General features: G+C 68.6%; 26 protein-coding genes. 14 read left to right on the forward strand and 12 right to left on the reverse strand.

Annotation, left to right across the window (positions count from 1 at the left end):
• Window positions 1-218 precede the first annotated feature (218 nt).
• Window positions 219-1,820, forward strand: a complete 1,602-nt coding sequence (locus QM597_RS01010; RefSeq protein ID WP_415003017.1) for an ABC-F family ATP-binding cassette domain-containing protein — start codon at window positions 219-221, stop codon at window positions 1,818-1,820.
• Here the strand turns inward: QM597_RS01010 and QM597_RS01015 are convergent.
• The 3 genes from QM597_RS01015 to QM597_RS01025 are packed head-to-tail and all read right to left on the reverse strand — an operon-like array spanning window position 1,793 to window position 3,072.
• Window positions 1,793-2,554, reverse strand: coding sequence for an SURF1 family protein (locus QM597_RS01015; RefSeq protein ID WP_415003018.1), 762 nt, complete (start codon window positions 2,552-2,554; stop codon window positions 1,793-1,795). The genes QM597_RS01010 and QM597_RS01015 overlap by 28 nt on opposite strands.
• The gene (locus QM597_RS01020; protein WP_415003019.1) at window positions 2,547-2,780 is read right to left on the reverse strand and encodes an acetone carboxylase; all 234 of its coding nucleotides are present in this window, start codon (window positions 2,778-2,780) and stop codon (window positions 2,547-2,549) included. Before QM597_RS01020 ends, QM597_RS01015 begins: the two co-directional genes overlap by 8 nt.
• Window positions 2,767-3,072, reverse strand: coding sequence for a DUF3099 domain-containing protein (locus tag QM597_RS01025; RefSeq protein ID WP_415003020.1), 306 nt, complete (start codon window positions 3,070-3,072; stop codon window positions 2,767-2,769). The genes QM597_RS01020 and QM597_RS01025 overlap by 14 nt, the downstream gene beginning before the upstream one ends.
• 55 nt (window positions 3,073-3,127) lie before the next feature.
• Here QM597_RS01025 and QM597_RS01030 point away from each other — a divergent pair, with 55 nt between their 5' ends.
• Window positions 3,128-3,343: a dodecin gene (locus QM597_RS01030; RefSeq protein ID WP_415003021.1), complete on the forward strand. Its 216-nt coding sequence runs from the start codon at window positions 3,128-3,130 to the stop codon at window positions 3,341-3,343.
• Entirely contained in the window at window positions 3,340-3,915 is a 576-nt protein-coding gene (locus tag QM597_RS01035) for a DUF6636 domain-containing protein (RefSeq protein ID WP_415003022.1), read from the forward strand. The genes QM597_RS01030 and QM597_RS01035 overlap by 4 nt, the downstream gene beginning before the upstream one ends.
• Here the strand turns inward: QM597_RS01035 and serB are convergent.
• Entirely contained in the window at window positions 3,900-5,120 is a 1,221-nt protein-coding gene (gene serB, locus QM597_RS01040) for a phosphoserine phosphatase SerB (RefSeq protein WP_415003023.1), read from the reverse strand. The genes QM597_RS01035 and serB overlap by 16 nt on opposite strands.
• Window positions 5,121-5,179: 59 nt before the next feature.
• On the opposite strand from serB, the gene QM597_RS01045 reads away from it, so the two are divergent.
• Genes QM597_RS01045 through bluB form a run of 4 tightly spaced genes read left to right on the forward strand, consistent with a single transcriptional unit; the run spans window position 5,180 to window position 8,178 of the window.
• Window positions 5,180-5,986: an ABC transporter ATP-binding protein gene (locus QM597_RS01045; protein ID WP_415003024.1), complete on the forward strand. Its 807-nt coding sequence runs from the start codon at window positions 5,180-5,182 to the stop codon at window positions 5,984-5,986.
• 37 nt (window positions 5,987-6,023) lie between these two features.
• A complete protein-coding gene (locus QM597_RS01050) occupies window positions 6,024-6,473 on the forward strand; it encodes an NfeD family protein (protein WP_415003025.1) in 450 nt (149 codons plus the stop codon).
• Window positions 6,470-7,552 carry an SPFH domain-containing protein gene (locus QM597_RS01055; RefSeq protein WP_415003026.1) on the forward strand — a complete coding sequence of 361 codons (1,083 nt, stop codon included), beginning with the start codon at window positions 6,470-6,472 and terminating at the stop codon, window positions 7,550-7,552. Before QM597_RS01050 ends, QM597_RS01055 begins: the two co-directional genes overlap by 4 nt.
• Complete coding sequence (gene bluB / locus QM597_RS01060) at window positions 7,552-8,178, forward strand: 5,6-dimethylbenzimidazole synthase (protein ID WP_415003027.1); 627 nt, start codon at window positions 7,552-7,554, stop codon at window positions 8,176-8,178. The genes QM597_RS01055 and bluB overlap by 1 nt, the downstream gene beginning before the upstream one ends.
• Window positions 8,179-8,331: 153 nt before the next feature.
• Here bluB and QM597_RS01065 read toward each other — a convergent pair whose 3' ends face one another.
• Window positions 8,332-8,859 (reverse strand): YbhB/YbcL family Raf kinase inhibitor-like protein, encoded by a 528-nt coding sequence (locus QM597_RS01065; protein WP_415003028.1) that lies wholly within the window; start codon window positions 8,857-8,859, stop codon window positions 8,332-8,334.
• A gap of 18 nt (window positions 8,860-8,877) precedes the next feature.
• Here QM597_RS01065 and QM597_RS01070 point away from each other — a divergent pair, with 18 nt between their 5' ends.
• The 3 genes from QM597_RS01070 (at window position 8,878) to QM597_RS01080 (ending at window position 10,918) form a co-directional block, all read left to right on the forward strand.
• Window positions 8,878-9,723 carry a TrmH family RNA methyltransferase gene (locus tag QM597_RS01070; RefSeq protein WP_415003029.1) on the forward strand — a complete coding sequence of 282 codons (846 nt, stop codon included), beginning with the start codon at window positions 8,878-8,880 and terminating at the stop codon, window positions 9,721-9,723.
• Window positions 9,724-9,733: 10 nt separating this feature from the next.
• Entirely contained in the window at window positions 9,734-10,276 is a 543-nt protein-coding gene (locus QM597_RS01075) for a hypothetical protein (RefSeq protein ID WP_415003030.1), read from the forward strand.
• Between the two features lie 81 nt (window positions 10,277-10,357).
• The gene (locus QM597_RS01080; protein WP_415003031.1) at window positions 10,358-10,918 is read left to right on the forward strand and encodes a 1-acyl-sn-glycerol-3-phosphate acyltransferase; all 561 of its coding nucleotides are present in this window, start codon (window positions 10,358-10,360) and stop codon (window positions 10,916-10,918) included.
• Window positions 10,919-10,921: 3 nt separating this feature from the next.
• On the opposite strand, the gene def is transcribed toward QM597_RS01080, so the two are convergent.
• Window positions 10,922-11,512 carry a peptide deformylase gene (gene def / locus QM597_RS01085; RefSeq protein WP_415003032.1) on the reverse strand — a complete coding sequence of 197 codons (591 nt, stop codon included), beginning with the start codon at window positions 11,510-11,512 and terminating at the stop codon, window positions 10,922-10,924.
• Window positions 11,513-11,729: 217 nt separating this feature from the next.
• On the opposite strand from def, the gene QM597_RS01090 reads away from it, so the two are divergent.
• The 3 genes from QM597_RS01090 to QM597_RS01100 are packed head-to-tail and all read left to right on the forward strand — an operon-like array spanning window position 11,730 to window position 14,726.
• The gene (locus QM597_RS01090) at window positions 11,730-13,013 is read left to right on the forward strand and encodes an acyl-CoA dehydrogenase family protein (RefSeq protein WP_415003033.1); all 1,284 of its coding nucleotides are present in this window, start codon (window positions 11,730-11,732) and stop codon (window positions 13,011-13,013) included.
• Window positions 13,014-13,027: 14 nt separating this feature from the next.
• Window positions 13,028-14,245: an acyl-CoA dehydrogenase family protein gene (locus tag QM597_RS01095; protein ID WP_415003034.1), complete on the forward strand. Its 1,218-nt coding sequence runs from the start codon at window positions 13,028-13,030 to the stop codon at window positions 14,243-14,245.
• Between the two features lie 46 nt (window positions 14,246-14,291).
• Window positions 14,292-14,726 (forward strand): MarR family winged helix-turn-helix transcriptional regulator, encoded by a 435-nt coding sequence (locus QM597_RS01100; RefSeq protein ID WP_415003035.1) that lies wholly within the window; start codon window positions 14,292-14,294, stop codon window positions 14,724-14,726.
• A 6-nt stretch (window positions 14,727-14,732) separates the two neighbouring features.
• Here the strand turns inward: QM597_RS01100 and QM597_RS01105 are convergent, their stop codons facing one another.
• From QM597_RS01105 to QM597_RS01115, 3 genes are all read right to left on the reverse strand, one after another.
• Window positions 14,733-15,074, reverse strand: coding sequence for a DUF86 domain-containing protein (locus tag QM597_RS01105; RefSeq protein WP_415003036.1), 342 nt, complete (start codon window positions 15,072-15,074; stop codon window positions 14,733-14,735).
• The gene (locus tag QM597_RS01110; RefSeq protein WP_415003037.1) at window positions 15,071-15,391 is read right to left on the reverse strand and encodes a nucleotidyltransferase family protein; all 321 of its coding nucleotides are present in this window, start codon (window positions 15,389-15,391) and stop codon (window positions 15,071-15,073) included. Before QM597_RS01110 ends, QM597_RS01105 begins: the two co-directional genes overlap by 4 nt.
• Before the next feature lie 559 nt (window positions 15,392-15,950).
• Entirely contained in the window at window positions 15,951-16,967 is a 1,017-nt protein-coding gene (locus tag QM597_RS01115) for a zinc-dependent alcohol dehydrogenase family protein (RefSeq protein ID WP_415003038.1), read from the reverse strand.
• Window positions 16,968-17,008: 41 nt separating this feature from the next.
• Here QM597_RS01115 and QM597_RS01120 point away from each other — a divergent pair, with 41 nt between their 5' ends.
• Entirely contained in the window at window positions 17,009-17,371 is a 363-nt protein-coding gene (locus QM597_RS01120; protein ID WP_415003039.1) for an FKBP-type peptidyl-prolyl cis-trans isomerase, read from the forward strand.
• Window positions 17,372-17,380: 9 nt separating this feature from the next.
• Here QM597_RS01120 and hrpA read toward each other — a convergent pair whose 3' ends face one another.
• Genes hrpA through QM597_RS01135 form a run of 3 tightly spaced genes read right to left on the reverse strand, consistent with a single transcriptional unit; the run spans window position 17,381 to window position 22,614 of the window.
• Window positions 17,381-20,983 (reverse strand): ATP-dependent RNA helicase HrpA, encoded by a 3,603-nt coding sequence (gene hrpA, locus QM597_RS01125; RefSeq protein ID WP_415003040.1) that lies wholly within the window; start codon window positions 20,981-20,983, stop codon window positions 17,381-17,383.
• 12 nt (window positions 20,984-20,995) lie between these two features.
• Entirely contained in the window at window positions 20,996-21,715 is a 720-nt protein-coding gene (locus QM597_RS01130) for a CPBP family intramembrane glutamic endopeptidase (RefSeq protein WP_415003041.1), read from the reverse strand.
• Complete coding sequence (locus QM597_RS01135) at window positions 21,712-22,614, reverse strand: neutral zinc metallopeptidase (RefSeq protein ID WP_415003042.1); 903 nt, start codon at window positions 22,612-22,614, stop codon at window positions 21,712-21,714. Before QM597_RS01135 ends, QM597_RS01130 begins: the two co-directional genes overlap by 4 nt.
• Window positions 22,615-22,803: the final 189 nt, after the last annotated feature.

The raw sequence follows: 22,803 nt of genomic DNA on the forward strand, positions 1-22,803 counted from the left end.
GGCGGAGTCTCCCGGTCCCTGAGGTGCCGCGAGGAACGAGCGGCCTCGAAGGGACTCGAAGGGACCCACTACGGCTGGCTTCGAGGCTTCGGCCGCGAGCGGCCTACGCACCTCAGCCAGCGGAGTCCCGCCAGGGCGTATCATGGTCCGGTGATGATCCAGCAGGAGTGACCGCACCTCGTGTCCGTCACCGTTCCTCCTCGACCGAGAGCATCACCATGATTACCGTCTCCCATGTGGAGTTGCGCTTCGGCGCGCGCGTCCTGATGTCGGACGTGTCCTTCCGCGTTGCCGCAGGCGACAAGATCGGCCTGGTCGGCCGCAACGGTGCCGGCAAGACCACCTTGACCCGCATCCTGGCCGGGGCCGGTGGAGAACCGGCGGCCGGATCGATCACCCGCAGTGGCAAGATCGGCTACCTGCCCCAGGACCCGCGAACCGGTGACCCGGCGACCACCGCGCGCGACCGCATCCTGTCGGCCCGCGGCCTCGACGACGCCCTGCGGCGGCTGCGACAGGCCGAGGCGAACATGGGATCGTCCGATGCTGTAGTCGCCGAGAAGGCGATGGGTGCCTACGCTCGTGCCGATGCCGAGTTCCAGGCGGCCGGCGGCTATTCGGCCGAGGCCGAGGCGGCGACCATCGCACACGCCCTCGGTCTGCCTGACCGGGTTCTCGGCCAGGAACTGCAGACGCTGTCGGGCGGTCAGCGCCGTCGCATCGAACTGGCGCGCATCCTGTTCAGCGACGCCGAGACGATGCTGCTCGACGAGCCGACCAACCACCTCGACGCCGACTCGATCACCTGGCTGCGCGGATTCCTGCAGAACTACAACGGCGGGCTGATCGTCATCAGTCACGACGTGGACCTCATCGAGGAGACGGTCAACAAGGTCCTGTACCTGGATGCCAACCGGGCCACCATCGACGTCTACAACATGGGCTGGAAGCACTACCTGCGTCAGCGCGAGACCGACGAGGCGCGCCGCAAACGCGAGCGGGAGATCACCACGAAGACCGCCGAGCGGCTGATCGCCCAGGGCAACAAGATGCGGGCCAAGGCGAGCAAGGCGTCGGCCGCCCAGCAGATGCTGCGCCGAGCCGAGCAGATGATGTCGGGCCTGGAGGGGGAGCGTCAGGCTGAACGGGTCGCCAAGATCGACCTGCCGACGCCCGCCCCCTGCGGCAAGACCCCGCTCATAGCCGAGGGGCTGTCGAAGTCCTACGGCTCGCTGGAGATCTTCACCGACGTCAGCCTGGCCATCGACCGGGGCAGCCGGGTCGTCATCTTGGGCCTGAACGGAGCCGGCAAGACGACGCTGCTGCGCATGCTCGCGGGGGAGATCGCCTCGGACACCGGCGAGATCCAGCCCGGACACGGCCTCAAGATCGGCTACTTCGCCCAGGAGCACGAGACCCTCGATCCGGCCAAGACGGTGCTGCAGAACATGCAGGCGAGCGCCCCGGAACTGACCGACACCCAGGCCCGCAGCGTGCTCGGCGCGTTCCTGTTCTCCGGGGACGACTCCGACAAGCCCGCCGGGGTACTGTCCGGCGGGGAGAAGACCCGGCTCGCGCTCGCCGGGCTGATCGTGTCGGCGGCGAACGTCCTGCTTCTCGACGAGCCGACGAACAACCTCGACCCGGCCTCCCGTGAGGAGGTGCTGGCCGCGATCCGCCGGTACACCGGTGCCATCGTGCTGGTCACCCACGACGAGGGCGCGGTGCATGCGCTGGAACCCGATCGCGTGCTGCTGCTGCCCGACGGCGACGAGGACCTCTGGAACGACGACTACGCCGACCTCGTGGCCTTGGCGTAGGCGGTGCGCCGCTCGTTGCGCTCGACGCGCGCGAACCAGCCGTAGCCGATGACCGCGAGGGCGGCGAAGAACCACCACTGCAGGCCGTAGAAGAAGTGTGGTCCCTGGCCGAGGTCGGGTGTCGGCTCCGGTTCGATGACATCGGGGTCGGGTACCGGGTCCTGCAGGTTCAGGTAGCCGTCGCGGAGTGGGTACGGCAGGTCGTCGGCCAGGCCGTCGCTGGAGATGGCCCGGACCTGCCCGCCGTGAACCTCGACGGCATCGCCGGTGGCCCCGCTGTTGACCCGTAGCCAGCCGGTCACCTCGACCTGACCCGTGGGCGGTTCAGGGATGTCATCAGGCTGCTCGTTCGTCCGCTCGGTCTCAAAGAATCCCCGGTCGACTATCAGGGCGCTGCCGTCGTCGAGGACGAGCGGCGTGAGCACGTCCACCCCCGGGCGTCCGTCGCGGCTCAGGTACTTGACCGTCACCTGACGGTCGACGTCGAAAGCGCCCGTGGCCCGGACGACCGTCCACTCCTGCTCCGCGCGCACCGCCTTACCGGCGGCGACGACCGTATCGAGCGGAACCGGTTCTTCAGCCAGATGCTCGCGGACGAGGGCGTTACGTTCTCGCCGGTCGTCGAGCTTGTGGAACTGCCAGAAGCCCAACTGCACGCACACCGTGCTCAGGGCGAGGACGAACACTGCGAAGCCGAGCCACCGCGGCGAGGCGAGGAAGCGCAGTTCACGCATCGGGCCGCCGCCCGAGGTCGACCGTCTCGCGCCAGAATCCCCGCGAGGACAGAAAGGACGTCAAGTGCGCGACATGATCGGGGCAGGCCAGCCACGATTTGCGCCGGTCGGGCGTGTGGATCTTCGGGTTGTTCCAGCGGATCTCGGCGGCCGCCGTGGCCTGACAGCCCTTGGCCGAGCAGGTCAAATCGGCTGTGCGGCCGTCCGCCGGATCAGTCGAGGTCATCGCGGTCCGCACGGGCGGCAATCGCGTGATGCTCCATGGGCACGAAGTCGCTGCCGCTCCCGGCCCGCAGGCGCACGCCCGCATTGGCGAGAACGACCGACACGTACGGCAGCACGATCGCACCCACGACGAGCGTCCAGCGCAGTGGTCCGTCGGTCAGGCAGGCCCCGATGAAGCACACCGTTCGGATCGCCATCGAGATGACGTACCGGCGCTCCTTGGCTCCCAGAGCGACGCTCGGCGGCTCCGGGGCGGAGGTGATGACGGTCACGTCATCATCGCGCTTCTTCACTCAACCAGCCTACGCGGATCTGACGGCACGACAGCGAGCGGGCATCATGGAGGCCATGAGCAACCGCACCTACCGCATCACCGAGATCGTCGGCACCTCGCCCGACGGCGTCACCGAGGCCATCGAGAACGGCATTCGCCGGGCCGGCCAGACGCTGCGTCACCTCGACTGGTTCGAGGTGCAGGGCATCCGCGGGCAGATCACCGATACCGACGTCTCGCACTACCAGGTGACGCTCAAGCTCGGCTTCCGCCTGGAGGACGACGAGTGAACCGACGACGGCTGTTGGCCGTCATCGCACTGACCGCAGTGCTAGCCGCCTGCGAGGGGGGCGGCGATCAGCCCGACGACTCGGCGTCAGCGGACTCGACAGCATCGTGGGACTGGGCCGATTCGGACCACCAGGACGGCACCGGGCCGGACGGCTCCACGGTGCCCGAACCGGAGGGCACGCCCGCCGATCCGGACATCTACACCGACTCCTATGCCGGGCACGCCTTCGCCACGCCGACGGGCAACATCGTGTGCTTCATCGACAGCGAGCAGGACAGCTGGGGCTGCATCATCAAGCAGCGCACCTACACCGAGCCGCCGGGCGACGAGCAGTGCTTCACCGAGTTCGGCAACGGCTTTTCGTCGGTTCAGGGCGGCACGCCGCAGGTGCTGTGCCGGGGCGGGGTGATCGCCGAGGCGGAGTCGGGGGAGGGGCCGATCCTGCCGTACGGTTCGACGTTGACGGTCGGGTCGGTGACCTGCCTGTCGGAGAAGAACGGCGTCACCTGCGTCGACCAGCGTTCGGGGCACTCGCTGTTCATCAGCAAGGCGCGCTACGAGATCACCTGATCGTCGGCCGCGTCAGCCGCCTCGACCTCCTCACGAGTGATGCCCATGAGGTAGATGATGGTGTCGAGATAGGGGACGTTGACGGACGTCCGCGCCTGATCGCGCACGGTCGGCTTGGCGTTGAAGGCGATGCCCAGCCCGGCGGCCGCGAGCATGTCGAGGTCGTTGGCACCGTCGCCGATGGCGACGGTGTTTTTGACCGGGATGCCCGCCTGCGCGGCGAACTCGCGCAGCGCCGCAGCCTTGCCTGCGCGGTCGACGACCTCACCGAGCACTCTGCCGGTGAGGACTCCGTCGGTCACCTCCAGGTCGTTGGCGCGGAAGTAGTCGATGCCGAGGGCGTCGGCGATGCGTTCGATGATCGGTGTGAAGCCGCCGCTGACGAGGGCGAACCGATAGCCCAGGCGCTTGAGCGTGCGGATCATCGTGCGGGCCCCGGGGGTGTACACCAGCGACTCGTACACCTCGTCGAGTGCTGAAGCCGGTACACCGGCCAGTTTCGAGACCCGTTCGTGCAGGGAGGTGGCGAAGTCCAGTTCTCCGCGCATCGCCCGCTCGGTCACCGTAGCGACCTCCGCCTCGCAACCGGCGTGGGCGGCGAGCATCTCGATCACCTCGCCCTGGATCAGAGTCGAGTCGACGTCCATGACGATGAGCCGTTGCGCGTGACGACGGATGCCGTTCTCCTGCACCGCGACATCGATGCCCTGTGCGTACGCCACCCGCGCGAGGGACGCCTGCAGCACGTCCGGATCGGCACCGCTGACCTCCAGGCGGATCGCCGTGACCGGGTAGCGCGCCATACGCACGATGCGGTCGATGTTGCCGCCGTCGCTGCGGATCTGGGCGGTCAGTGCCGCCATCGCTCCGGGCCGCAGCGGGGCGCCGAGGACGATGACCTGGGAGCGACCGACCCGGCGCGGGCGGTTGTCGCCGGTGCCCCGCTCCAGCGAGGCGGTCAGGCCGAGCCGGCCGCCGAGAGCCGTGACGGACTCGCTCAGCGCGCCGTCGTCGCCCGGATCGGTGAGGAGCACGCTGAGCACCAGCTGGCCGCGCACCACCAGTTGTTCGACGTCGATGACTTCCACCGGGAAGCCGTCGAGGACGCCGAAGAGCCGGGTCGAGACTCCGGGCTGGTCGGGACCGACCAGGGTCACCAGGACGGTCGGATCGGTGAGGTGCGGCACGGGCACATGGCTGGTCATCGTCTTCGAGGCTAGCGCGATACGTTGGTGACCGACGACGGCCTAGGGGAGGGACGAACATGACCGGTGCCATCGAGCTGGCCCAGGTGAGTGTCGTGCGCTCGGGTGCCCGCCTGCTCGACGGCATCGACTGGACCGTCCGCGAAGGCGAGCGGTGGATCGTGCTCGGTCCCAACGGTGCCGGTAAGACCACGCTCATGCAGATCGCCGGCGCGGCCGGCCATCCCACCTCCGGCACCGCCTCGATCCTCGGCCAGCAGCTCGGCACCGTCGACGTCTTCGAGTTGCGCACCCGTATCGGTCACACGAGCCTGACCGTTGCCGATCAGATCCCGCCCGCCGAATCCGTACGCGATGCGGTGCTGTCGGCCGCGCACGGCGTCACCGGCCGCTGGCGTGAGGAGTACGACGGGATCGACACCGCCCAGGCCGACCAGATCATCGGCGAACTCGGCATCGCGCACCTGGCCCAGCGCACCTTCGGCACGCTGTCGGAGGGAGAGCGCAAGCGGGTGCTCATCGCCCGCGCGCTGATGACCGACCCGGAGATGATCGTGCTCGACGAGCCGGCGGCGGGCCTGGATCTCGGTGCGCGCGAGGACCTGGTGTCCAGCCTGCAGAACCTGGCGAGCGACGAATCGGCTCCGGTGCTGGTGCTCGTGACCCATCACGTCGAGGAGATCCCGCCCGGATTCACCCACGTCCTGCTGCTGCGCGAGGGGCGCGTGGTGGCGCAGGGGCCGATCCCGACGACGCTGACCGCCGCGAACCTCACCGCGACGTTCGGTACGGAACTCGAGCTTTCCGTGAGCGAAGGACGTTACTCGGCGCGCCGCGTGCGCTACGGTCGGCGGGCGGCCCGATGAGGGCGGCGGATATGACGATGCGAGGAAGTGAGCGGCCATGACGCAGTGGGTCAACGACAACCTGTGGCTCGTGTGGGTTGGGGCCGCCACAATTCTGGCCGTCGCCGAGCTGTTGAGCCTCGACCTCGTGCTGCTGATGTTCGCCATCGCCGCACTGGCCGCCGCCGCGACATCGCCGTTCGTCCCGGCCTGGGTCACACTGATCGTCTTCGGGGTGGTGTCCATCCTGCTGCTGGCGGTCATCCGGCCCCGGTTCAAGGCAACCTTGCACGCCGGCCCGACGCTCACCGTCGGCCACCAGAATCTCGTCGGCCGCACCGCCATCGTCGACGAGCCGGTCGACGAGTTCGTCGGCCGCGTCACCATCGACGGCGAGCTGTGGACCGCGCGGGCCGCCGACGGGGAACACCACGACGTCGCGGACCGTCTGACGGTCGTGTCCATCGAGGGAGCCACGGCTTACGTGGCCAGAAAGGTGTCATCGTGATCGGATCGGTCGCCCTGATCTTTGCGTTCTTCTTCTTGGCGCTGGCCATCGCCATCGTGGCGATGTCGTTCAAGATCGTCCCCCAGCAGAGAGCCGGCATCGTCGAGCGGCTCGGCAAATACCGCACGACGCTCGACTCCGGGCCGCACCTCATCGTGCCGTTCCTGGACCGCCTGCAATACATGATCGACCAGCGCGAGCAGGTGGTCTCCTTCCCGCCGCAGGACGTCATCACCGAGGACAACCTCACGGTCTCCATCGATACCGTCATCTACTTCACGGTCAACAACCCGGTCTCGGCGACCTACGAGATCGTCAACTACATCGAGGCGATCCACCAGCTGACCATGACGACGCTGCGCAACATCATCGGCGGTATGACGCTGGAGCACGCGCTGACCGGCCGTGACCAGATCAACCGCACCCTCGGTGCCGAGTTGGATGCCGCGACGAGCCGCTGGGGCATCAAGGTCAGCCGGGTCGAACTGAAGAGCATCGACCCGCCGCCGACCATCATCGACGCGATGGAAAAGCAGATGCGTGCCGAGCGGGACCGGCGCGCCGCCATCTTGACCGCCGAGGGCGAGCGCCAGTCCGCGATCCTGACCGCTGAGGGCCAGAAGCAGTCGCAGATCCTCACCGCCGAGGGTGAGAAGCAGGCCGCGATCCTCTCGGCCGAGGGTGAGAAGCAGGCCGCCATCTTGCGGGCGCAGGGCGAGGGGCGCGCCATCGAGACGGTGTTCCAGGCGATCCACAACGGCAACCCCGACCAGAAGCTGCTGTCGTACCAGTACCTGCAGACGCTGCCGAAGATCGCCGGCGGCGAGAACGCCTCGACCTGGATCATCCCGGCCGAGCTGACCAAGGCGCTCGGCACGCTGGGCGGTGCCATCGGGACGATCCCCGTCGACGGCGGCGGCTCGAAGAAGCCGGTCGACCTCGACGAGGAGGTCGTCGTCGCGTCGACCATCGACACCTCCGAGGCCGTCGAGGAGGCCCTGGAAGCGGCCAAGCGGGCCGAGAACCCGTCGACGGCCGTGGCCGATGGAGAGGCCCCGCCGCCCCCGCCGCCCGCCTGATGCAGGACTTCGACGCCAGCGAACGCGCTGCGGTCTACCGGGTCATCGCCGAACGCCGTGACATGCGGCACTTCGACGGTGGCTCGGTCGATCCTGCCCGGCTAAGGCGACTGCTTGAGGCCGCCAACGCGGCACCGAGCGTCGGCCTCATGGTGCCGTGGCGATTCGTCCGCGTCGTGCGACCCGAGACCCGCGAGGCGATCGCCCGGCTGATCGACGTCGAGCGTGAGCACACGGCCGAGGCGCTCGGCGAGAGGGCCGCCGAGTTCCTGCGGCTCAAGGTCGAAGGCGTGCGCGACTGTGCTGAGTTGCTGGTCGTGTCCGTCACGGGAGATCGTGATCGTCATATTTTCGGGCGGCGCACGATGCCGCACATGGACCTGGCCTCGGTCGCGTGCGCGATCCAGAACCTGTGGCTCGCGGCGCGCGCCGAGAACCTCGGTATGGGCTGGGTGTCGCTGTTCGAGCCGACGGAACTGGCCGCTCTCCTCGACCTCCCCGAGGGCGACGAGCCGGTGGCAGTGCTGTGCCTGGGTCCCGTCGAGCGCTTCTACGACCGGCCGATGCTCATCGAGCAGCGGTGGGCCGAACCCCGGCCGCTCGAGGAACTCCTCACGGAGCGCTGAGGTCCCGGTCCGGTGGGCTGAAGGATGCGCGATAGGCGCTACCCGCTCATTGAGGTGCGCAGCGAGGAACGAGCGGAGCCGCGAAATGAGTTGCGGTTCTGGTCCTTTCGAGGTGTGCTGCGCTCGCACCTCAGGGAACGGCCAGCCCGGTGGTCAGTGTTGGTAGGTGCCGGTGATGATGGCACGGCCGAGGGTCTTGAAGGCGAGGTTGAAGCCGACCACCGCAGGAGAGACGGAGGGGTCGACGCCGAGGGCCGGCTCACTGACCGCATGGACGACGAAGAAGTAGCGGTGTACCTGGTCGCCCTCGGGCGGGGCTGCGCCGGCGAAGTCAAGCGTGCCGAAGTCGTTGCGGACGTGGAAGGCACTGCCGGGCAGCGTGTCGTCACCGGCTCCGGCCCCCGTGTCCAGGCTCGTCACGCCGGCGGGGATGTCGACGGCGACCCAGTGCCAGAAGCCGGACGGGATCGGCGCGTCGGGGTCGAAGCAGGTGACGACGTAGGACTGGGTGCCCTCCGGCGCGCCCGACCACGACAACTGGGGCGAGGTATTCCCGAGGGCGTACACCTGGTCGTCCTTCAACGGGGTGCCATCGGTCACGTCCTCGCTGGTCACGGTGAAGCTCGCGGCGGCAGGAAGCAGCGGATAGGGGTTTGGGGTCATGGGGCGTTCGAGGCTCATGCCGCCTAACCTAGCGCCGTGGCGATCATGGTTGACGTGTCCGCAGACGACGACCGGCTGCGCGACTACGCGAGCCTGCGCGACATGAGCCTGCGCAAACTGTTGGAGACCGAGCGGGGCATCTATCTCGCCGAGGGGGAGAAGGTGGTGCGCCGCGCGGTCGAGGCCGGGCACGCGCCGCGTTCGTTCCTGATGTCGCCGCGCTGGCTCGACAGCCTGGGCGACGTGCTCGCCGCGACCGACGCCCCCTGTTACGTGCTGGACGACGATGCCATCGAGCAGATCACCGGCTTCCACGTGCATCGGGGCGCGCTCGCGGCAATGCACCGGCCGGAACTCCCATCACCGGCCGAGGTGCTCGACGGCGCGCGGCGGGTCGTGGTCCTGGAGGACCTCGCCGACCACACGAACGTCGGTGCGATCTTCCGCACGGTGGCGGCGCTGGGCTGGGACGGTGTGCTCCTGTCGCCGCGCTGCGCCGATCCGCTGTACCGGCGGGCGATCAAGGTGGCGATGGGCGCGGTGTTCTCCCTGCCCTACGCCCGGATCGACGATTGGTATCGCGCGCCCGAGCTGTTGCGTGAGGCCGGGTTCACGACGGTCGCCATGACGCTGGGCGAGGGCGCGATTCCGCTCGACACGGTACTGGCCGGAACCGGATCGGCGGACTCGCCGCTCGCCCTCATCGTCGGTTCGGAGGGTCACGGCCTGTCGGCGCGCTGGGAGGGGGAGTCACTGGTGCGGGCGACGATCCCGATGAACCCCGGCATCGACTCGCTCAACGTCGCCGCGTCGGTGGCCATCGCCTGTTGGGAGCTGCGCCCGGCGTCGCTCTCGTCGGCGGACCCCGAGACGTCGCCCTAGGCTTCCTGCCATGTCGTATCCACCGCCTCCTCCGCCGGGACCTCCGCCGAGCGGACCGCCGCTCCACGTATCTCCCACGACCCGCCGGGACCGCCCCGCGGGCGAGGGAGTCATCTGGTTCGCCCGCACCCTCGACTGGCTCGCCATCATCGCGTTCGCCGTGTTCTGGTTCGGGCTCGGCGTGCTTCTCCACGACCAGGCGAAGGCTCTGCTCGGCGTCGGAATCTTCATGGCGGTCTTCGGATCGTTGCTGTGCATCCTGGTGCAGAGCTGGCTGCTTCCGTCCTCGCAGACCACGGTCGGATTGATGCTGCTCGGTCTGCGTGCGCTTCCGCCGATCAGGTTCAGGCACGGACTGGACTGGTTCTTCGAGTACTGGCTGGACGTGCTCATGATCCCCGTGGACTGGTTGTTCCGCCGCAAGGGCGACCGGCCGACCGGAATCGTGCCCGACCCGCGGACGAGGAACTTCCCGGGGCGCTTCCTCCGGTTCGTTCTCGTGGTGCTCATCGCCTGCGCGCCGCTGCCGCTGATCCTGGTGTTGAACTCCTGACACCGGGAGCGTCCCAGGTGACCGGATGTGACCGCGGGGCGGATCTCCGAAGACCTGCGCTCGCTCGATAGGCTCGCGCCCATGATGCGTCAGCGGTTGGCCCGCTTCGTGACTCGTGTGATGGGCTACCGCATGGTCGGCACGGTGCCGGAACGCGGCGTTCTCGTCGGTGCTCCCCACACCTCGAACTGGGACTTCGTGTCGATGCTGCTGGTCATGTGGCACGAGGGCACCCACCCGCGGGTGCTGGTCAAGAAGGAGCTGTTCGTCGGCCCCCTGGGCTGGCTGCTGCGGGCGTTCGGCGGCATTCCGCTGGATCGCCAGAATGCCTCGGGTGTCGTGCAGGCCTTCGTCGACGAGGCGGGGGAGAACGGTGAGTTCCGGCTCGTCATCGCCGCCGAGGGCACCCGGTCGGCCGGGCGATACTGGAAGTCCGGCTTCCTGCGCATCGCCCACGAGGCCGGGCTGCCCGTGACGCTGGCCTTCTTCGACCGCCCGACCAAGACCATGGGCTTCGGCCCGTCGTTCGTCCCCAGTGGCGACTTTCGCGCCGATATGGACATCGTGCGCGAGTTCTACGCCGACAAGCGTGGCATCAAGCCGGCCAACCGCACCGAGCCGCGCCTGCGCGAGGAGGGCTGAGCCTCAGTCCTCGCGCAGTGGTGTGACCGGCCAGTCGGCGGGGTAGAGGTCGTTGAGGTCGCGCTGCATCTTGTCGAGCTTCTTGCGGGCGCGCCCGGCGAGCCGGTCGCCGAAGACTGTGCCGAAGAGGTGGTCGGTCTCGTGCTGAAGGCAGCGGGCCAGCAGACCGGTGCCGGTGAACTCGACCGGTTCGCCGAACTGGTCGAGACCGCTGACGTGCGCGTAGTCGGGCCGGGCGAGCGATCCGTACGCGCCGGGGAAGGACAGACAGCCCTCGTCCTCGTCGTCGAGTCGGCGCTCGTCGCCCTCGGGCAGGGTCAGGACGGGATTGCACACGACACCGGTCACGGTCTGTCCGTCGGCGTCGGGGCAATCGAACACGAAGACCTTGATGCTCTCGCCGACCTGGTTGGCGGCCAGACCGACCCCACGGGCGGCGTACATCGTGGCCACCATGTCGGCGACGAGCGTGTGGAGGGTGTCGTCGAACTGCGTCACGTCGTCGAGTTCGCGGTGCATGACGGGGGTGCCCCACCTGGTGATGGGGCGGATCTGGCCGCCGTCGGGCAGGGGACGCGACTGGGGATGGCTCACGGGGGTCAACGGTAGCCGAATGCCGACGACTCCCGCGCGCGGACGCTGGCCCTGCGAGCCTACGTCGGATACCATCGGTACGCCAAAGTGCAAACGTGAGTTACATGCGTCGGCACTGCGACACGGACCCGCGATACCCGCGCACCGGGAACCTCGGTGCGCCTCAACGATCACCCGCTCACGAAATGGAGTTCTCGTGGCCCCTCGTAAAGACCCCATGGGCATCGGGCTGGCGGTGCTGAACCGCATCGCCAGCTCGCCCACCATCGACAAACTCGGCTTGCGCAAGCAGACCGAGAAAGCGGTGTACCACGGCACGCGCGCAGGCTTCCAAGCCGCCGGCTCGGCCGCGCGCACCTTCAAGAAGGTCAAGGGTTCGGGCAAGCCGGCCCGCCAAGGTTCCTCGGGCGACTCCGGCGTCTTCGACCTGAACCCGACCGAGGACCAGGAGATGATCGTCGGCGTCGTCGCCGAGTTCGCCGCCGAGGTCCTGCGCCCCGGTGCTGAAGAGGCCGAGAAGGGCGACGACACCCCGGCAGAGGTGCTGGCGCAGACCACCGAATTCGGCCTGAGCCTGCTCAATGTCCCCGAGTCCCTCGGCGGCCTGTCCGAGGAGCGCTCCGCGACGACCGGCGTACTCGTGGCCGAGGCGCTGTCCCACGGCGACATGGGCCAGGCCGTCGCCTGCCTCGCGCCGTCGGCCGTGGCCACCGCGATCTCGCTGTGGGGTTCGGACGAGCAGCAGCAGACCTACCTGCCGGCCTTCACCGGTGAGAACGTTCCGGCGGCCGCCTTCGTCGTCGCCGAGCCGACCCCGCTGTTCGACCCGTTTGTGCTGGGCACGAAGGCCACCAAGAAGGGCAACGGCTACGTCCTGAACGGCGTGAAGTCCGGTGCCGTCCGCGGTGCCGCCGCCGAGTTGTTCGTCGTAGCGGCTGACCTCGACGGCAAGCCGGCCCTCTTCCTGGTCGAGGCTGCCGCCGAGGGCGTGAGCGTCGCCGCCGACCCGTCGATGGGCCTGCGTGCCGCAGGCTTGTCGCGCCTCAAGCTCGAGGACGCGCCCGCCACGCTCCTCGGCGACGGTAACGAGGACGACTACCGCGAGGCGATCCGCCTGTCGCGCCTGGGCTGGGCGGCGCTGGCGCTCGGCACCGCCAAGTCGGTCCTGGACTACACCAAGGACTACGTCGTGACGCGCGAAGCGTTCGGCGAGCCGATCGCCTACCGCCAGTCGGTCGCGTTCATGGTCGCCAACATCGCCATCGAACTCGAGGGCATGCGCCTGGTCACCCTCAAGGCCGCCTCGCGCGCCGAGCAGGGCACCTCGTACGCCCGCGAGGTCGCGCTGGCGCGCAAACTCGCCGCCGAGTACGGCATGAAGATTGGCACCGACGGCGTCCAGCTGCTCGGCGGCCACGGCTTCGTCAAGGAGCACCCGGTCGAACGGTGGTACCGCGACCTGCGGGCCGTCGGCGTGATGGAAGGAGCGGTCCTCGTCTGAGGACGGAGATAAACATGATCAATCTGGACACCCCCAAGAAGTTCCGCGCGTTCATCGACCAGGCCAACCAAGTCGCCGACAGTTTCCTGCGCGCCAACGCCCGCAAGTACGACCTCGCCGAGCACGCCTACCCCAAGGAACTCGACCTGCTCGCCTCCCTCATCGACGGGATGAGCGATTCGGGCGAGGGTCAAGGTGCCGGCGCGGCCGGTGTGCGTCGCAGCGAGGACGACGACAAAGGCAAGAACAAGGTCAAGAACGGCACCAACATGTCCTCGGTGCTCTCGGTCATCGAGATGTGCTGGGGCGACGTCGGCCTGCTGCTGTCGATGCCGCGTCAGGGCCTGGGCAACTCGGCCATCGCCTCGGTCGCCACCGACGAGCAGCTGGAGCGCTACAAGGGCACCTGGGCCGCGATGGCCATCACCGAACCCAGCTTCGGCTCGGACTCGGCCGCCATCAAGACTACGGCGGTCAAGGACGGCGATCACTACGTCCTCAACGGCGAGAAGATCTTCGTCACCTCCGGCGACCGGGCCGACTCGGTGGTCGTGTGGGCCACGCTCGACAAGAGCCTGGGCCGCGCGGCGATCAAGTCCTTCGTCGTCGCTAAGGACACGCCCGGCATTCGGGTCGAGCGTCTGGAGCACAAGCTCGGCATCCGCGCCTCCGACACTGCCGTGATCGTGCTCGACAACTGCCGCGTACACGAGTCGAACCTGCTCGGCAGCCCCGAGATCGACGTCAAGCAGGGCTTCGCCGGCGCGATGGCGACCTTCGACAACACCCGTCCGCTGGTGGCCGGGATGGCCGTCGGGTGCGCCCGCGCCTCGCTGGAGCTGATCCGCGAGCTGCTGGAGAAGGCCGGTGTCGAGATCGACTACGACCGACCGGCGACGGCGCAGTCGTACGCGGCGGCGACGTTCCTGCAGATGGAGGCCGACTGGGAGGCGGCGCTGCTGCTGACCCTGGAGGCCGCCTGGCTGGCCGACAACCGCAAGCCGAACTCCGTCGAGGCGTCCATGTCGAAGGCGAAGGCCGGCCGCGTGGGCAACGACATCACGCTGCGCTGCGTGGAGTTGGCCGGCACGCTGGGCTACAGCGAGACCGAGTTCCTCGAGAAGTGGGCGCGGGACTCCAAGATCCTCGACATCTTCGAGGGCACCCAGCAGATCCAGCAGTTGATCGTGGCGCGCCGCCTGCTGAACCTGTCGTCGTCGCAACTCAAGTGACGGCCTGAACTGTCCGGTTCGAGGTCGATGTCGGTAGGTTGGACGCATGTCCGGCCCCGACATCGACCTCGAGTTGACGCGACTGGCGGGGAGGCTGCGTCGACGCTCGGTGCAAATCGTCTCCGAGTTGCATCCCGACCTCGACTACGGCACCTATCTGTTCTTCCTCGCAATCTGCGACGCACCCGGCCAGGTGCGCGGTGCCGATCTTGCCGAGATGATGGGCGTGCACAAGTCCACCGCGAGCCGCGCGGTGGCCGCCTTGGTGCGCTACGGCTTGGTCGAGCAGCAGTCCGATCCGAGCGACGGCCGGGCACGGCTGCTGGTGCCCACTCCCGACGCTATGAAGCGCCAGAGCGCCCACCGCGCCGCCATGCGTGACCGGCTGAACGAGTTCCTGGCCGACTGGGACCTCGACGACCTCGACACCTTCTCCGGCCTTCTGCGCCGCTTCAACGACTCCGCCGAGGCGGCTGGCTGAGTGAGCCTAGGAGTCCTTCCCGAGGTGTTCCAGTTCTTCTCGTAGGACCCGCTCGAACTCGGGCAGGTTGTTCTTCACGGTGTCGGCGATCGTGGCAAAGTCGATGAATGCGTATCCGTGGGCGATGTAGTTGCGGGTTCCCCAGATCTGTCGCCACTGTTCGCCGAAGAGTCGTTGGCCGAGCGAAGGATGGTCATGCTGGAGGGCTTCGATCGCCGCTGACAAACGCATGCTGACAGCGTCTGCGACGGTGGAGTCAGGGAGGTCGTGGCGTGAAAGATGCCGATGTAGGGCGTCAAGGTGTGTCAGTGACTCGGCGACACGCTGGGCGTCTGTCCGTTTGCTCATAGCGTGATGGCGTCCGCCAGAACCTTGGAGCGTAGGTGCTGGTGGAGTGCGCCGTCGGGAACCGGGTCGACTCTCACCCCGAGTACGTCGGACAACTCGTGTCCCATCGCGACGATCGAGAACAAGCCCATGCCGTCGGGTCGCGTGAAAAGCAGGTCGATATCGCTGTCCTCGTCGGCGTCACCACGGGCGACCGAGCCGAAGATCTGGACACTCGAGACGCCGTGCCGTCGGAGGATCGCCGCCACTTCATCACGGTGTTGCTCGATAAGCGCACGCAACTCCATCGAGCGAACGCTGGGAACGAGCAAGGTCATGCCACTAATCTACGTGTCCTGTCGTTCTGAGTCACGGGTCATCAACGCCTCACGGGTTGACTCTCCGCGTGCGAGGGGCTTTCGTACCTGCGCCGCCGGTCAGAACTCTTTCACCGTCCGTCTGACGCTTTGCCTTTGCCGTCGCCCGTCTGAACGGGCGTGAAGAGGTTGCGGAGCATGAAGCGGAGGAACGACTGTGACGTGAGGGCGACCGTTCCTGCGATAACGGTGAGGAGGATCGGGAAGAAGGGGACTGCTGTTGGTGACGGAACTTCGGCAAGTGTCCGTCCTCGATCAAGATGAGGTGCGGTACTCAACTGAGAAGCGCCACGCCGCGCGCCCCGAACATGCACGCCGACGACACGTGCAGGCCGTCATAGGGTTCGGCTCCGTGAGCATGCGAGAGGCGAGCCAGAACAAGGGGGGAAGGAAAAGCGAACCCAGACCGCCCAAGAGGACCAGAACACTCAGCGTGTTACGCCACGTCGACGTGCGGCGTTCTCGTTTCGCCATCTCTCCCACTCGTTCCCCCTTCGGTCGATCACAGGTGCCTTTTCTACTACAGGGTCAGGAACGCCTTGATGGCTGTGCGCTCGTCCATCGCCTGATAGCCACGGGCCACCTGGTCGAGAGGGAGGGTGAGGTCGAAAACGTCGCCGGGGGTGACAGCGCCGCTGAGGACGTCGGGGAGCAGGTCGTCCAGGTAGGCGCGCACCGGCGCGACGCCGCCCGCGAGGTTGCGGTTGGAGTAGAACATCACCGGGATGTTCGGGGTGACCCCGTGCGGCAGGCCGACATAGCCAACCCTCCCGCCGGGACGCACCGTGCGGAAGGCCTGCTTCATCGACTCATTGGTCCCGACGCATTCGAGCACGGCATCCGCGCCGATACCCCCGAGGATCTCCTCGACCACGGCGGCCCCTTCGGCTCCACGTTCGACGACGACATGATCGGCCCCGAACCGGCGGGCCAGCTCCTGACGCGGCTCGTGGCGCGACATGGCGACGATGGTGGCGGCACCGAGCCGCTTGGCCGCCAGCACCGCCGACAGCCCGACGGCACCGTCGCCGACGACCGCGACGGTGCTGCCCGCCGTCACACCGGCGCTGACGGCGGCATGATGACCCGTCGGGAAGACGTCCGAGAGCGTCAGCAGGTGCGGCAGCATCGCCTCGTCCACCTCGCCCGGAACCGTCACCAGCGTCCCGTCGGCGAAGGGAACCCGCACCAACTCGCACTGGCAGCCCGCATAGCCGCCGCCGTTGACGCAGGAGGTGTGTACACCTTTGAGACACAGCGCGCAGGTGTTGTCGCTGTAGGTGAACGGCGCGATCACGAAATCGCCGATGGTCACGTCTGCCACGGCCGTGCCGACGCGCTCGACCACGCCGACGAACTCGTGCCCGATCTGTTGAGGCTCGGGCACCGGGTTGGCACCGCGATAGGGCCACAGGTCCGATCCGCAGACGCAGGTCGCCACCACCCGTACCACGGCGTCGGTGTCGTCGACGAGGTCGGGATCGGTCAGGGTGTCCAGACGGATGTCGCCGGGGGAGTGCAGGACGGTGGCTCGCATGGGGCCATTGTGCCGGTGGGCGTGTGTGACAGGATCGTGTCATGACCTCCAAGCCTGAAGTCGACTTCATCCCCGGCCCCCCGCCCACCGAGCTGACCATCACTGACCTCGTCGTCGGCGAGGGTGCCGAGGCCGTGCCCGGCGGGGTCGTCGACGTTCATTACGTCGGCGTCGAGTTCGAGACCGGCGAGCAGTTCGACGCCTCCTGGGACCGCGGCCAGTCGGCGCGCTTCCCGCTGCCCAACCTCATCGCCGCGTGGCAGCAGGGCATCCCGGGCATGAAGGTCGGCGGCCGCCGCCAGCTCGTGTGCCCCCCGGAGTTGGCCTACGGCCCGGCCGGCGGCGGTCACCGCCTCTCTGGCAAGACCCTCGTCTTCGTCATCGACCTCCTCGACGTCGCCTGACCCTTCCGGTCAGGCGGGGAGGGCATCGAGGAGGGCGCGCATGCGTTTGAGGCTGATCTTGCCTGCGGTCCCGAGCTGCTGGGCGGTCAGGCTCACGCGCAACTCCTCCAGCGACCAGCGGGCCTTCTGGACCTCGGGGGCGAGCCGCGCGTACTCGCGCAGATCGGCCGTGCGCCGATGGAACTCCGCTTCGAGGTCCTGCGCCTCGGCAAGCGCCGGGGGAGTGCCCGCGATGCGCAGGCGGGCCGTGGCGGCCTGCAGGTAGACCGCCAACCGCGGCAGTTGCTCGATACCCATGTCGCGGATGAAGCCGGGATAGACGAGCCACGACAACTGCACCCGTACGTCCTCACCGGCCTCGCCTGCATCAGGCCGGACCTCGCCGAGCCGTTCATAGGCGCGCAGCACGTGGGTCACGGCGCGCTGGGTCACGGCGAAGACCTGCGGCCGGAGCGCATCGGTCAGGCGGGTGAAGCCGTCCTCGTCGCTCGCCGGCCCGCCGTGCGCCACGACGAGATGATCGAGCGCCGCCATCCAGCATGTCTCGATGACCTCGGCCGCATCGCGGTAGGGGCCGGTCTGCAAGGTCAGCTTCGCCCGCGTGTCGAGGGTGCGGCCGATGGCCGGGACGAGTGACGGCATATCGAAGGAGGCGAGCCGCGCCTGCCCCCGGATGCCAGCGGCCCGCTGCTCTGCCGGAGTCTCGAAGACCCGCAGCCCGACCGAGCCGCCTTCGTCGACGACGGCGGGATAGCCGCTCTGGCGTCCGGCCTCGACCTGCGCGGGTATCTCGCCGAAGACCCATGCGCGCTCTCCGGTGTGTTCCAGCGAACCGGTGGCGTCGTGCAGCAGCGAACGCAGGCGCGGCCGCAACTGTTCGCGCAGTTCGTCCAGGTCGTCTCCCCGGGCGACCTCGCTGCCGTCGTCGAGCACCCGGAACTTGACCCGGAGGTGGTCGGGCAGAGCACTCGGGTCGAAATCATCCGGCCGAATCGTGTGTGTGCCGCGAGCGCTCAAGGCCCGCGCCAGTTCCTCGGTCACCGAGCCGCGCGACGGATCGAGCGCGGGCAGCACCTCGCCGACGATCTGAGGCACCGGCACGAACTCGCGCCGCACCGCCTTCGGCAGCGAGCGGACCAGCGCCTCGATCAGGTCGCGGCGGTGCCCCTCGACGTGCCAGGCGAAGTCGCTCTGATCGAGCGTCGGCAACTGCTCCAGCGGGACATCGACGGTCACGCCGTCCTCGACGGCCCCCGGCTCGAAGGCGTACGTCAGCGGCATCGGCTCCCCGTCGGAGAACCACTGCGTCGGAAACTCCTCCGCATCGGCCTCGCCGCGCAGGAGATCCCCGGTGGTCAGGTCGAGCAGATCGGCCCGATCCCGGCGCGCCCTCTTCCACCAGGTGTCGAAATGCCGAACGGACACGACCTCCGGGCCGACGCGCTCGTCGTAGAACGCGAACAGGGCCTCGTCGTCGACCCTCAGGTCGCGCCGGCGCACGCGGGACTCCAACTCCTCGACCTCGCCGAGCAGGCGCTGATTGTGCTTCCAGAAAGCGTGATGGGTGCGCCACTCGCCCTGCACCAGCGCGTGACGGATGAACAGTTCGCGGGCGAGCGCCGCATCGAATCGCGCCAGCGGCACGAGCCGGTCGGCCACCACGGGCAAGCCGTACAGGAGTACGCGCTCGCGCGCCATCGCCGCTCCCCGGCGACGTGACCAGTGCGGTTCGGCGTACTGCCGCTTGACGAGGTGCCCGGCCGCCTCCTCGATCCACTCCGGTTGGATGCGGGCGGCCGTGCGCGCCCACAGGCGGGTCGTCTCGACCAGTTCGGCGGCCATGACCCAGGCGGGCGGCTTCTTCGCCAGTCCGGAGCCGGGAAAGACCATGAACCGCGACCCGCGCGCCCCGGCGTACTCGCGGCCGTCGGCCTCGCGCAGACCGACGTGGGAGAGCAGGCCGGTCAGCAGCGCACGATGGATCGCGTCGGGGTCGGCACCGGCCTCGCCGAGCGCCATCCCGAGGTCGCGCACGGTGCGACGCAGCTGGGTATGGACGTCCTGCCACTCGCGGATGCGCGCATAGTGCAGGAACTCGCTGCGGCACATCGTGCGGAACTTCGAGCGCGACATCGCCTCGCGCTGCTCGCGCAGGTAGGTCCACAGGCTCAGCCAGGAGAGGAAGTCCGAGTCGGGCTGCCGGAAGCGCGCGTGCTTCTCATCGGCGGCCTGCTGCTGATCGAGCGGGCGCTCGCGGGGGTCCTGGATCGACAGGGCCGCCACGATGACGAGGACATCGGCCAGGCAGCCGAGCCGGTCGGCGGCCACGATCATGCGGGCCATGCGCGGGTCGACGGGCAGCCGCGACATGGTGCGGCCGAGACGGGTCAGGCGCAGTCCGCAGTCCTTGGCGTCGACGACCGCGCCGAGCTCGCGCAGCAGGGCGATGCCGTCGGCGACGGCACGCGAGTCCGGCGGATCGAGGAAGCCGAAGTCCTGGATCGGGCCGAGGTCGAGGGCCGCCATCGCCGCGATGACCGAGGCGAGGTTGGTGCGTAGGATCTCCGGATCGGTGAACTCCGGGCGCCCTTCGAAATCCTCCTCGGCGTAGAGCCGGATGCAGATGCCGTCGGTAACGCGGCCACAGCGGCCGGCGCGCTGGGCGGCGCTGGCTTGCGAGATCGGCTCGATGGGCAGACGTTGCACCTTGAGTCGCTGACTGTAACGAGAGACGCGGGCCAGCCCCGGATCGATGACGTAGCGGATGCCCGGAACCGTCAGGGAGGTTTCGGCGACGTTCGTGGCCAGCACGATCCGGCGGCCGGCGTGCGGGGCGAAGATGCGCTGCTGCTCGGGGGCCGACAGCCGGCCGAATAGCGGCAGGATCTCGGTGCGCGGGTATTTCTTGCCCGTGAGGTGTTCGTCGGCGTCGCGGATATCGCGCTCACCGGGCAGGAAGACGAGGATGTCGCCGTCTTTCGGCAGTTCCTCGACGGCGGCGGCGATGCCGTCGAGGAGGTCGCCGGCATCGGCGTCGTGCAGCGGCCGGTAGCGGATCTCGACCGGGTAGGTGCGGCCGCTGACCTCGATGACGGGCGCGTCGAACAGGGCCGCGAACCGGTCGACGTCGATGGTGGCCGAGGTGATGACGACCTTCAGGTCGGGCCGGCGCGGCAGCAGGTGTCGCAGATAGCCGAGAAGGAAGTCGATGGACAGGGACCGTTCGTGCGCCTCGTCGACGATGATCGTGTCGTAGCGGCGCAGGTCCCGGTCGTGGTGGATCTCCTGCAGCAAGAGGCCGTCGGTGACGAGCCGGACGCGGGTCTCCATCGTGCTCTGGTCGTCGAAGCGGACGGCGTAGCCGACCTCGTCGCCGAGGTCCACGCCGCATTCGTCGGCGATGCGGCGGGCCACCGCACGGGCGGCGATCCGTCGCGGCTGGGTGTGGGCGATGCGCTCGCGGCCGAGGGTCAGGGCGATCTTGGGCAGCTGCGTGGTCTTGCCCGAGCCGGTCTCCCCGGCCACGACGACGACCTGATGCCTCGCCAGTGCCTCGGCGATCTCGTCACGTCGCGCGGAGATGGGCAGTGCGTCGTCGAACTCCAGTCTCATCGGGTCGCCTCCTCACCGTCCGAGCCGGTCGCCGAGGGCGAGCGCGCCGACGAACGCGACGATGTCGAGCAGCGAATGGGCGATCACCAGAGGCAGGACGCGGCCGGTCCGCTGGAACCACCAGCCGAAGATCAGTCCCATGACGACGTTGCCGAGCGCCTGGCCGAAGCCCTGGTAGAGGTGATAGGAACCGCGCAACAGGGCGCTGGTGACGATGATCGGCCCGGTGCTCCAGCCGAGGTCGCGCAGCCGGGTGTGCAGGTAGCCGACGACCACGACCTCCTCCAACAGCCCGTTCTGGACGGCCGCCGCGACGAGCACCACGGCGGTCCACCCGTAGACCGTCTCCGGTGTCGTCACCACCTCGGCGGTGACACCGAGCGCACGCCCCGCCGCGTACAGCCCGAGTCCGGGAAGACCGATGACGACCGCCAGAACCGCACCGGCGGCGGCATCGCGTGCGGGGGATCGCAAGTCGAGGCCGATGGATCGCCCCGCGAGCAGGTACAGGGCGAGGGCCACCGGAACGAGCGCGAAGCCGATGGAGAGCACCTGCAGGGTCAGGTCGAGCCACTGCTGGTCCGCGCGGGAGGCGTTGAGGGTCGCCGTGGAGGACTTCAGCCCGCCCTCGGTGAGTGTGACGACCAGGCTCAGCGCGGCATAGACGGCCGACTGCCCCAGCGACAGGCCGAGGACGATCCAGATCTCGGCCTTGACGCGCGCCGGCGTCACAAGTCGTTGGTGCCGAAGGTGTCGCAGGCGTCGACCGAGCCGGACTCGTAGCCGGCGAGGAACCACCGCTGGCGCTGCTCGCTCGACCCGTGGGTCCACGAGTCGGGGTTGACGGTACCGCCGCCCAGCTCGGACTGGATGTGGTCGTCGCCTACCGCAGCCGCAGCGGACAGGGCCGACTGGACATCGGACTTGCTCAGCGGCTCGATCAGCGTGACGCCGTTCTCGTCCTCGGTGGTGGCCGCGTGGTGCGCCCACACCCCGGCGAGGCAATCGGCCTTCAACTCGATCCGCACCCCGGCGCTGGTCGGGCCGGTGGACGTGTCCTGCTGCCCGGCAGCCAGGTCGCCGAGGATGTTCTCGACGTGATGGCCGTATTCGTGGGCCACGACGTACATCTGCGCGAGATTGCCGCCGTCGGCACCGAACCGGCTGGTCAACTCGTCGAAGAAGGCCGCGTCGATGTAGACCTGCTCGTCGGCCGGGCAGTAGAACGGCCCGACCGAGGCGGTCGCGGTGCCGCAGGCCGACGGTGTGGTGCCGGAGAAGATCACGGTCTTGGCCTCGCGGTACGGCTGGCCGGTCTCCGACGAGAGCGCGCCGTCCCAGTAGTCCTGGACGCTGTTGACCGTGCCGACGATGCGGCAGACGTCCGAGCGGTTGGCGTCGGCACCGGTCTGGCATTCGGAGACGTCGACGGTCTCGCCGCTGGTGCCGCCCTGGAGCACCTGGGACGGGTCGAAGGGCAGGCTGCCGGAGCCGCCGCTGCCGCCACCGCCGAGGAACAGGTAGACCAGCAGCAAGATGACGCCGCCCACGCCGCCGCCGGCCACCGCCGCGCCCTTGCCCCCGCCGGTCACCTGGCTCGTGTCGAGGCTCGCCTTGTCGTTGAAGCTCACGGCCCGAGTCTACGCAGCCGAGCGCCGTCGTGGGGGCGCGTCGCTAGATGATTGATGCGGGTCGGGGTCTGGTCTGTGGTTTTAGTGGTCGTAGGGGGTCAGGGAGCGTAGGACGGGTGCTCCGATGCGGTCGTTGTGCCAGATGACGGTGGTGAGCGCGAGGATCCGCGTGGCGATACGGGTGGCGAC

Origin of the sequence: Aeromicrobium sp., assembly GCF_047607065.1 — a bacterium.
GTDB lineage: Bacteria > Actinomycetota > Actinomycetes > Propionibacteriales > Nocardioidaceae > Aeromicrobium.

Bases quoted from the DNA above. Each gene is read 5' to 3' on its own strand.
- QM597_RS01065 (WP_415003028.1), bottom strand. From the start codon at position 8,859: ATGAGCCTCGAACGCCCCATGACCCCAAACCCCTATCCGCTGCTTCCT.
- QM597_RS01015 (WP_415003018.1), bottom strand. From the start codon at position 2,554: ATGCGTGAACTGCGCTTCCTCGCCTCGCCGCGGTGGCTCGGCTTCGCA.
- QM597_RS01050 (WP_415003025.1), top strand. From the start codon at position 6,024: ATGACGCAGTGGGTCAACGACAACCTGTGGCTCGTGTGGGTTGGGGCC.
- bluB (WP_415003027.1), top strand. From the start codon at position 7,552: ATGCAGGACTTCGACGCCAGCGAACGCGCTGCGGTCTACCGGGTCATC.
- QM597_RS01075 (WP_415003030.1), top strand. From the start codon at position 9,734: ATGTCGTATCCACCGCCTCCTCCGCCGGGACCTCCGCCGAGCGGACCG.
- QM597_RS01100 (WP_415003035.1), top strand. From the start codon at position 14,292: ATGTCCGGCCCCGACATCGACCTCGAGTTGACGCGACTGGCGGGGAGG.
- QM597_RS01090 (WP_415003033.1), top strand. From the start codon at position 11,730: ATGGGCATCGGGCTGGCGGTGCTGAACCGCATCGCCAGCTCGCCCACC.
- hrpA (WP_415003040.1), bottom strand. From the start codon at position 20,983: ATGAGACTGGAGTTCGACGACGCACTGCCCATCTCCGCGCGACGTGAC.
- QM597_RS01105 (WP_415003036.1), bottom strand. From the start codon at position 15,074: ATGAGCAAACGGACAGACGCCCAGCGTGTCGCCGAGTCACTGACACAC.
- QM597_RS01110 (WP_415003037.1), bottom strand. From the start codon at position 15,391: ATGACCTTGCTCGTTCCCAGCGTTCGCTCGATGGAGTTGCGTGCGCTT.
- QM597_RS01030 (WP_415003021.1), top strand. From the start codon at position 3,128: ATGAGCAACCGCACCTACCGCATCACCGAGATCGTCGGCACCTCGCCC.
- QM597_RS01120 (WP_415003039.1), top strand. From the start codon at position 17,009: ATGACCTCCAAGCCTGAAGTCGACTTCATCCCCGGCCCCCCGCCCACC.
- QM597_RS01020 (WP_415003019.1), bottom strand. From the start codon at position 2,780: ATGACCTCGACTGATCCGGCGGACGGCCGCACAGCCGATTTGACCTGC.
- QM597_RS01010 (WP_415003017.1), top strand. From the start codon at position 219: ATGATTACCGTCTCCCATGTGGAGTTGCGCTTCGGCGCGCGCGTCCTG.
- serB (WP_415003023.1), bottom strand. From the start codon at position 5,120: ATGACCAGCCATGTGCCCGTGCCGCACCTCACCGATCCGACCGTCCTG.
- QM597_RS01095 (WP_415003034.1), top strand. From the start codon at position 13,028: ATGATCAATCTGGACACCCCCAAGAAGTTCCGCGCGTTCATCGACCAG.
- QM597_RS01045 (WP_415003024.1), top strand. From the start codon at position 5,180: ATGACCGGTGCCATCGAGCTGGCCCAGGTGAGTGTCGTGCGCTCGGGT.
- QM597_RS01115 (WP_415003038.1), bottom strand. From the start codon at position 16,967: ATGCGAGCCACCGTCCTGCACTCCCCCGGCGACATCCGTCTGGACACC.
- QM597_RS01080 (WP_415003031.1), top strand. From the start codon at position 10,358: ATGATGCGTCAGCGGTTGGCCCGCTTCGTGACTCGTGTGATGGGCTAC.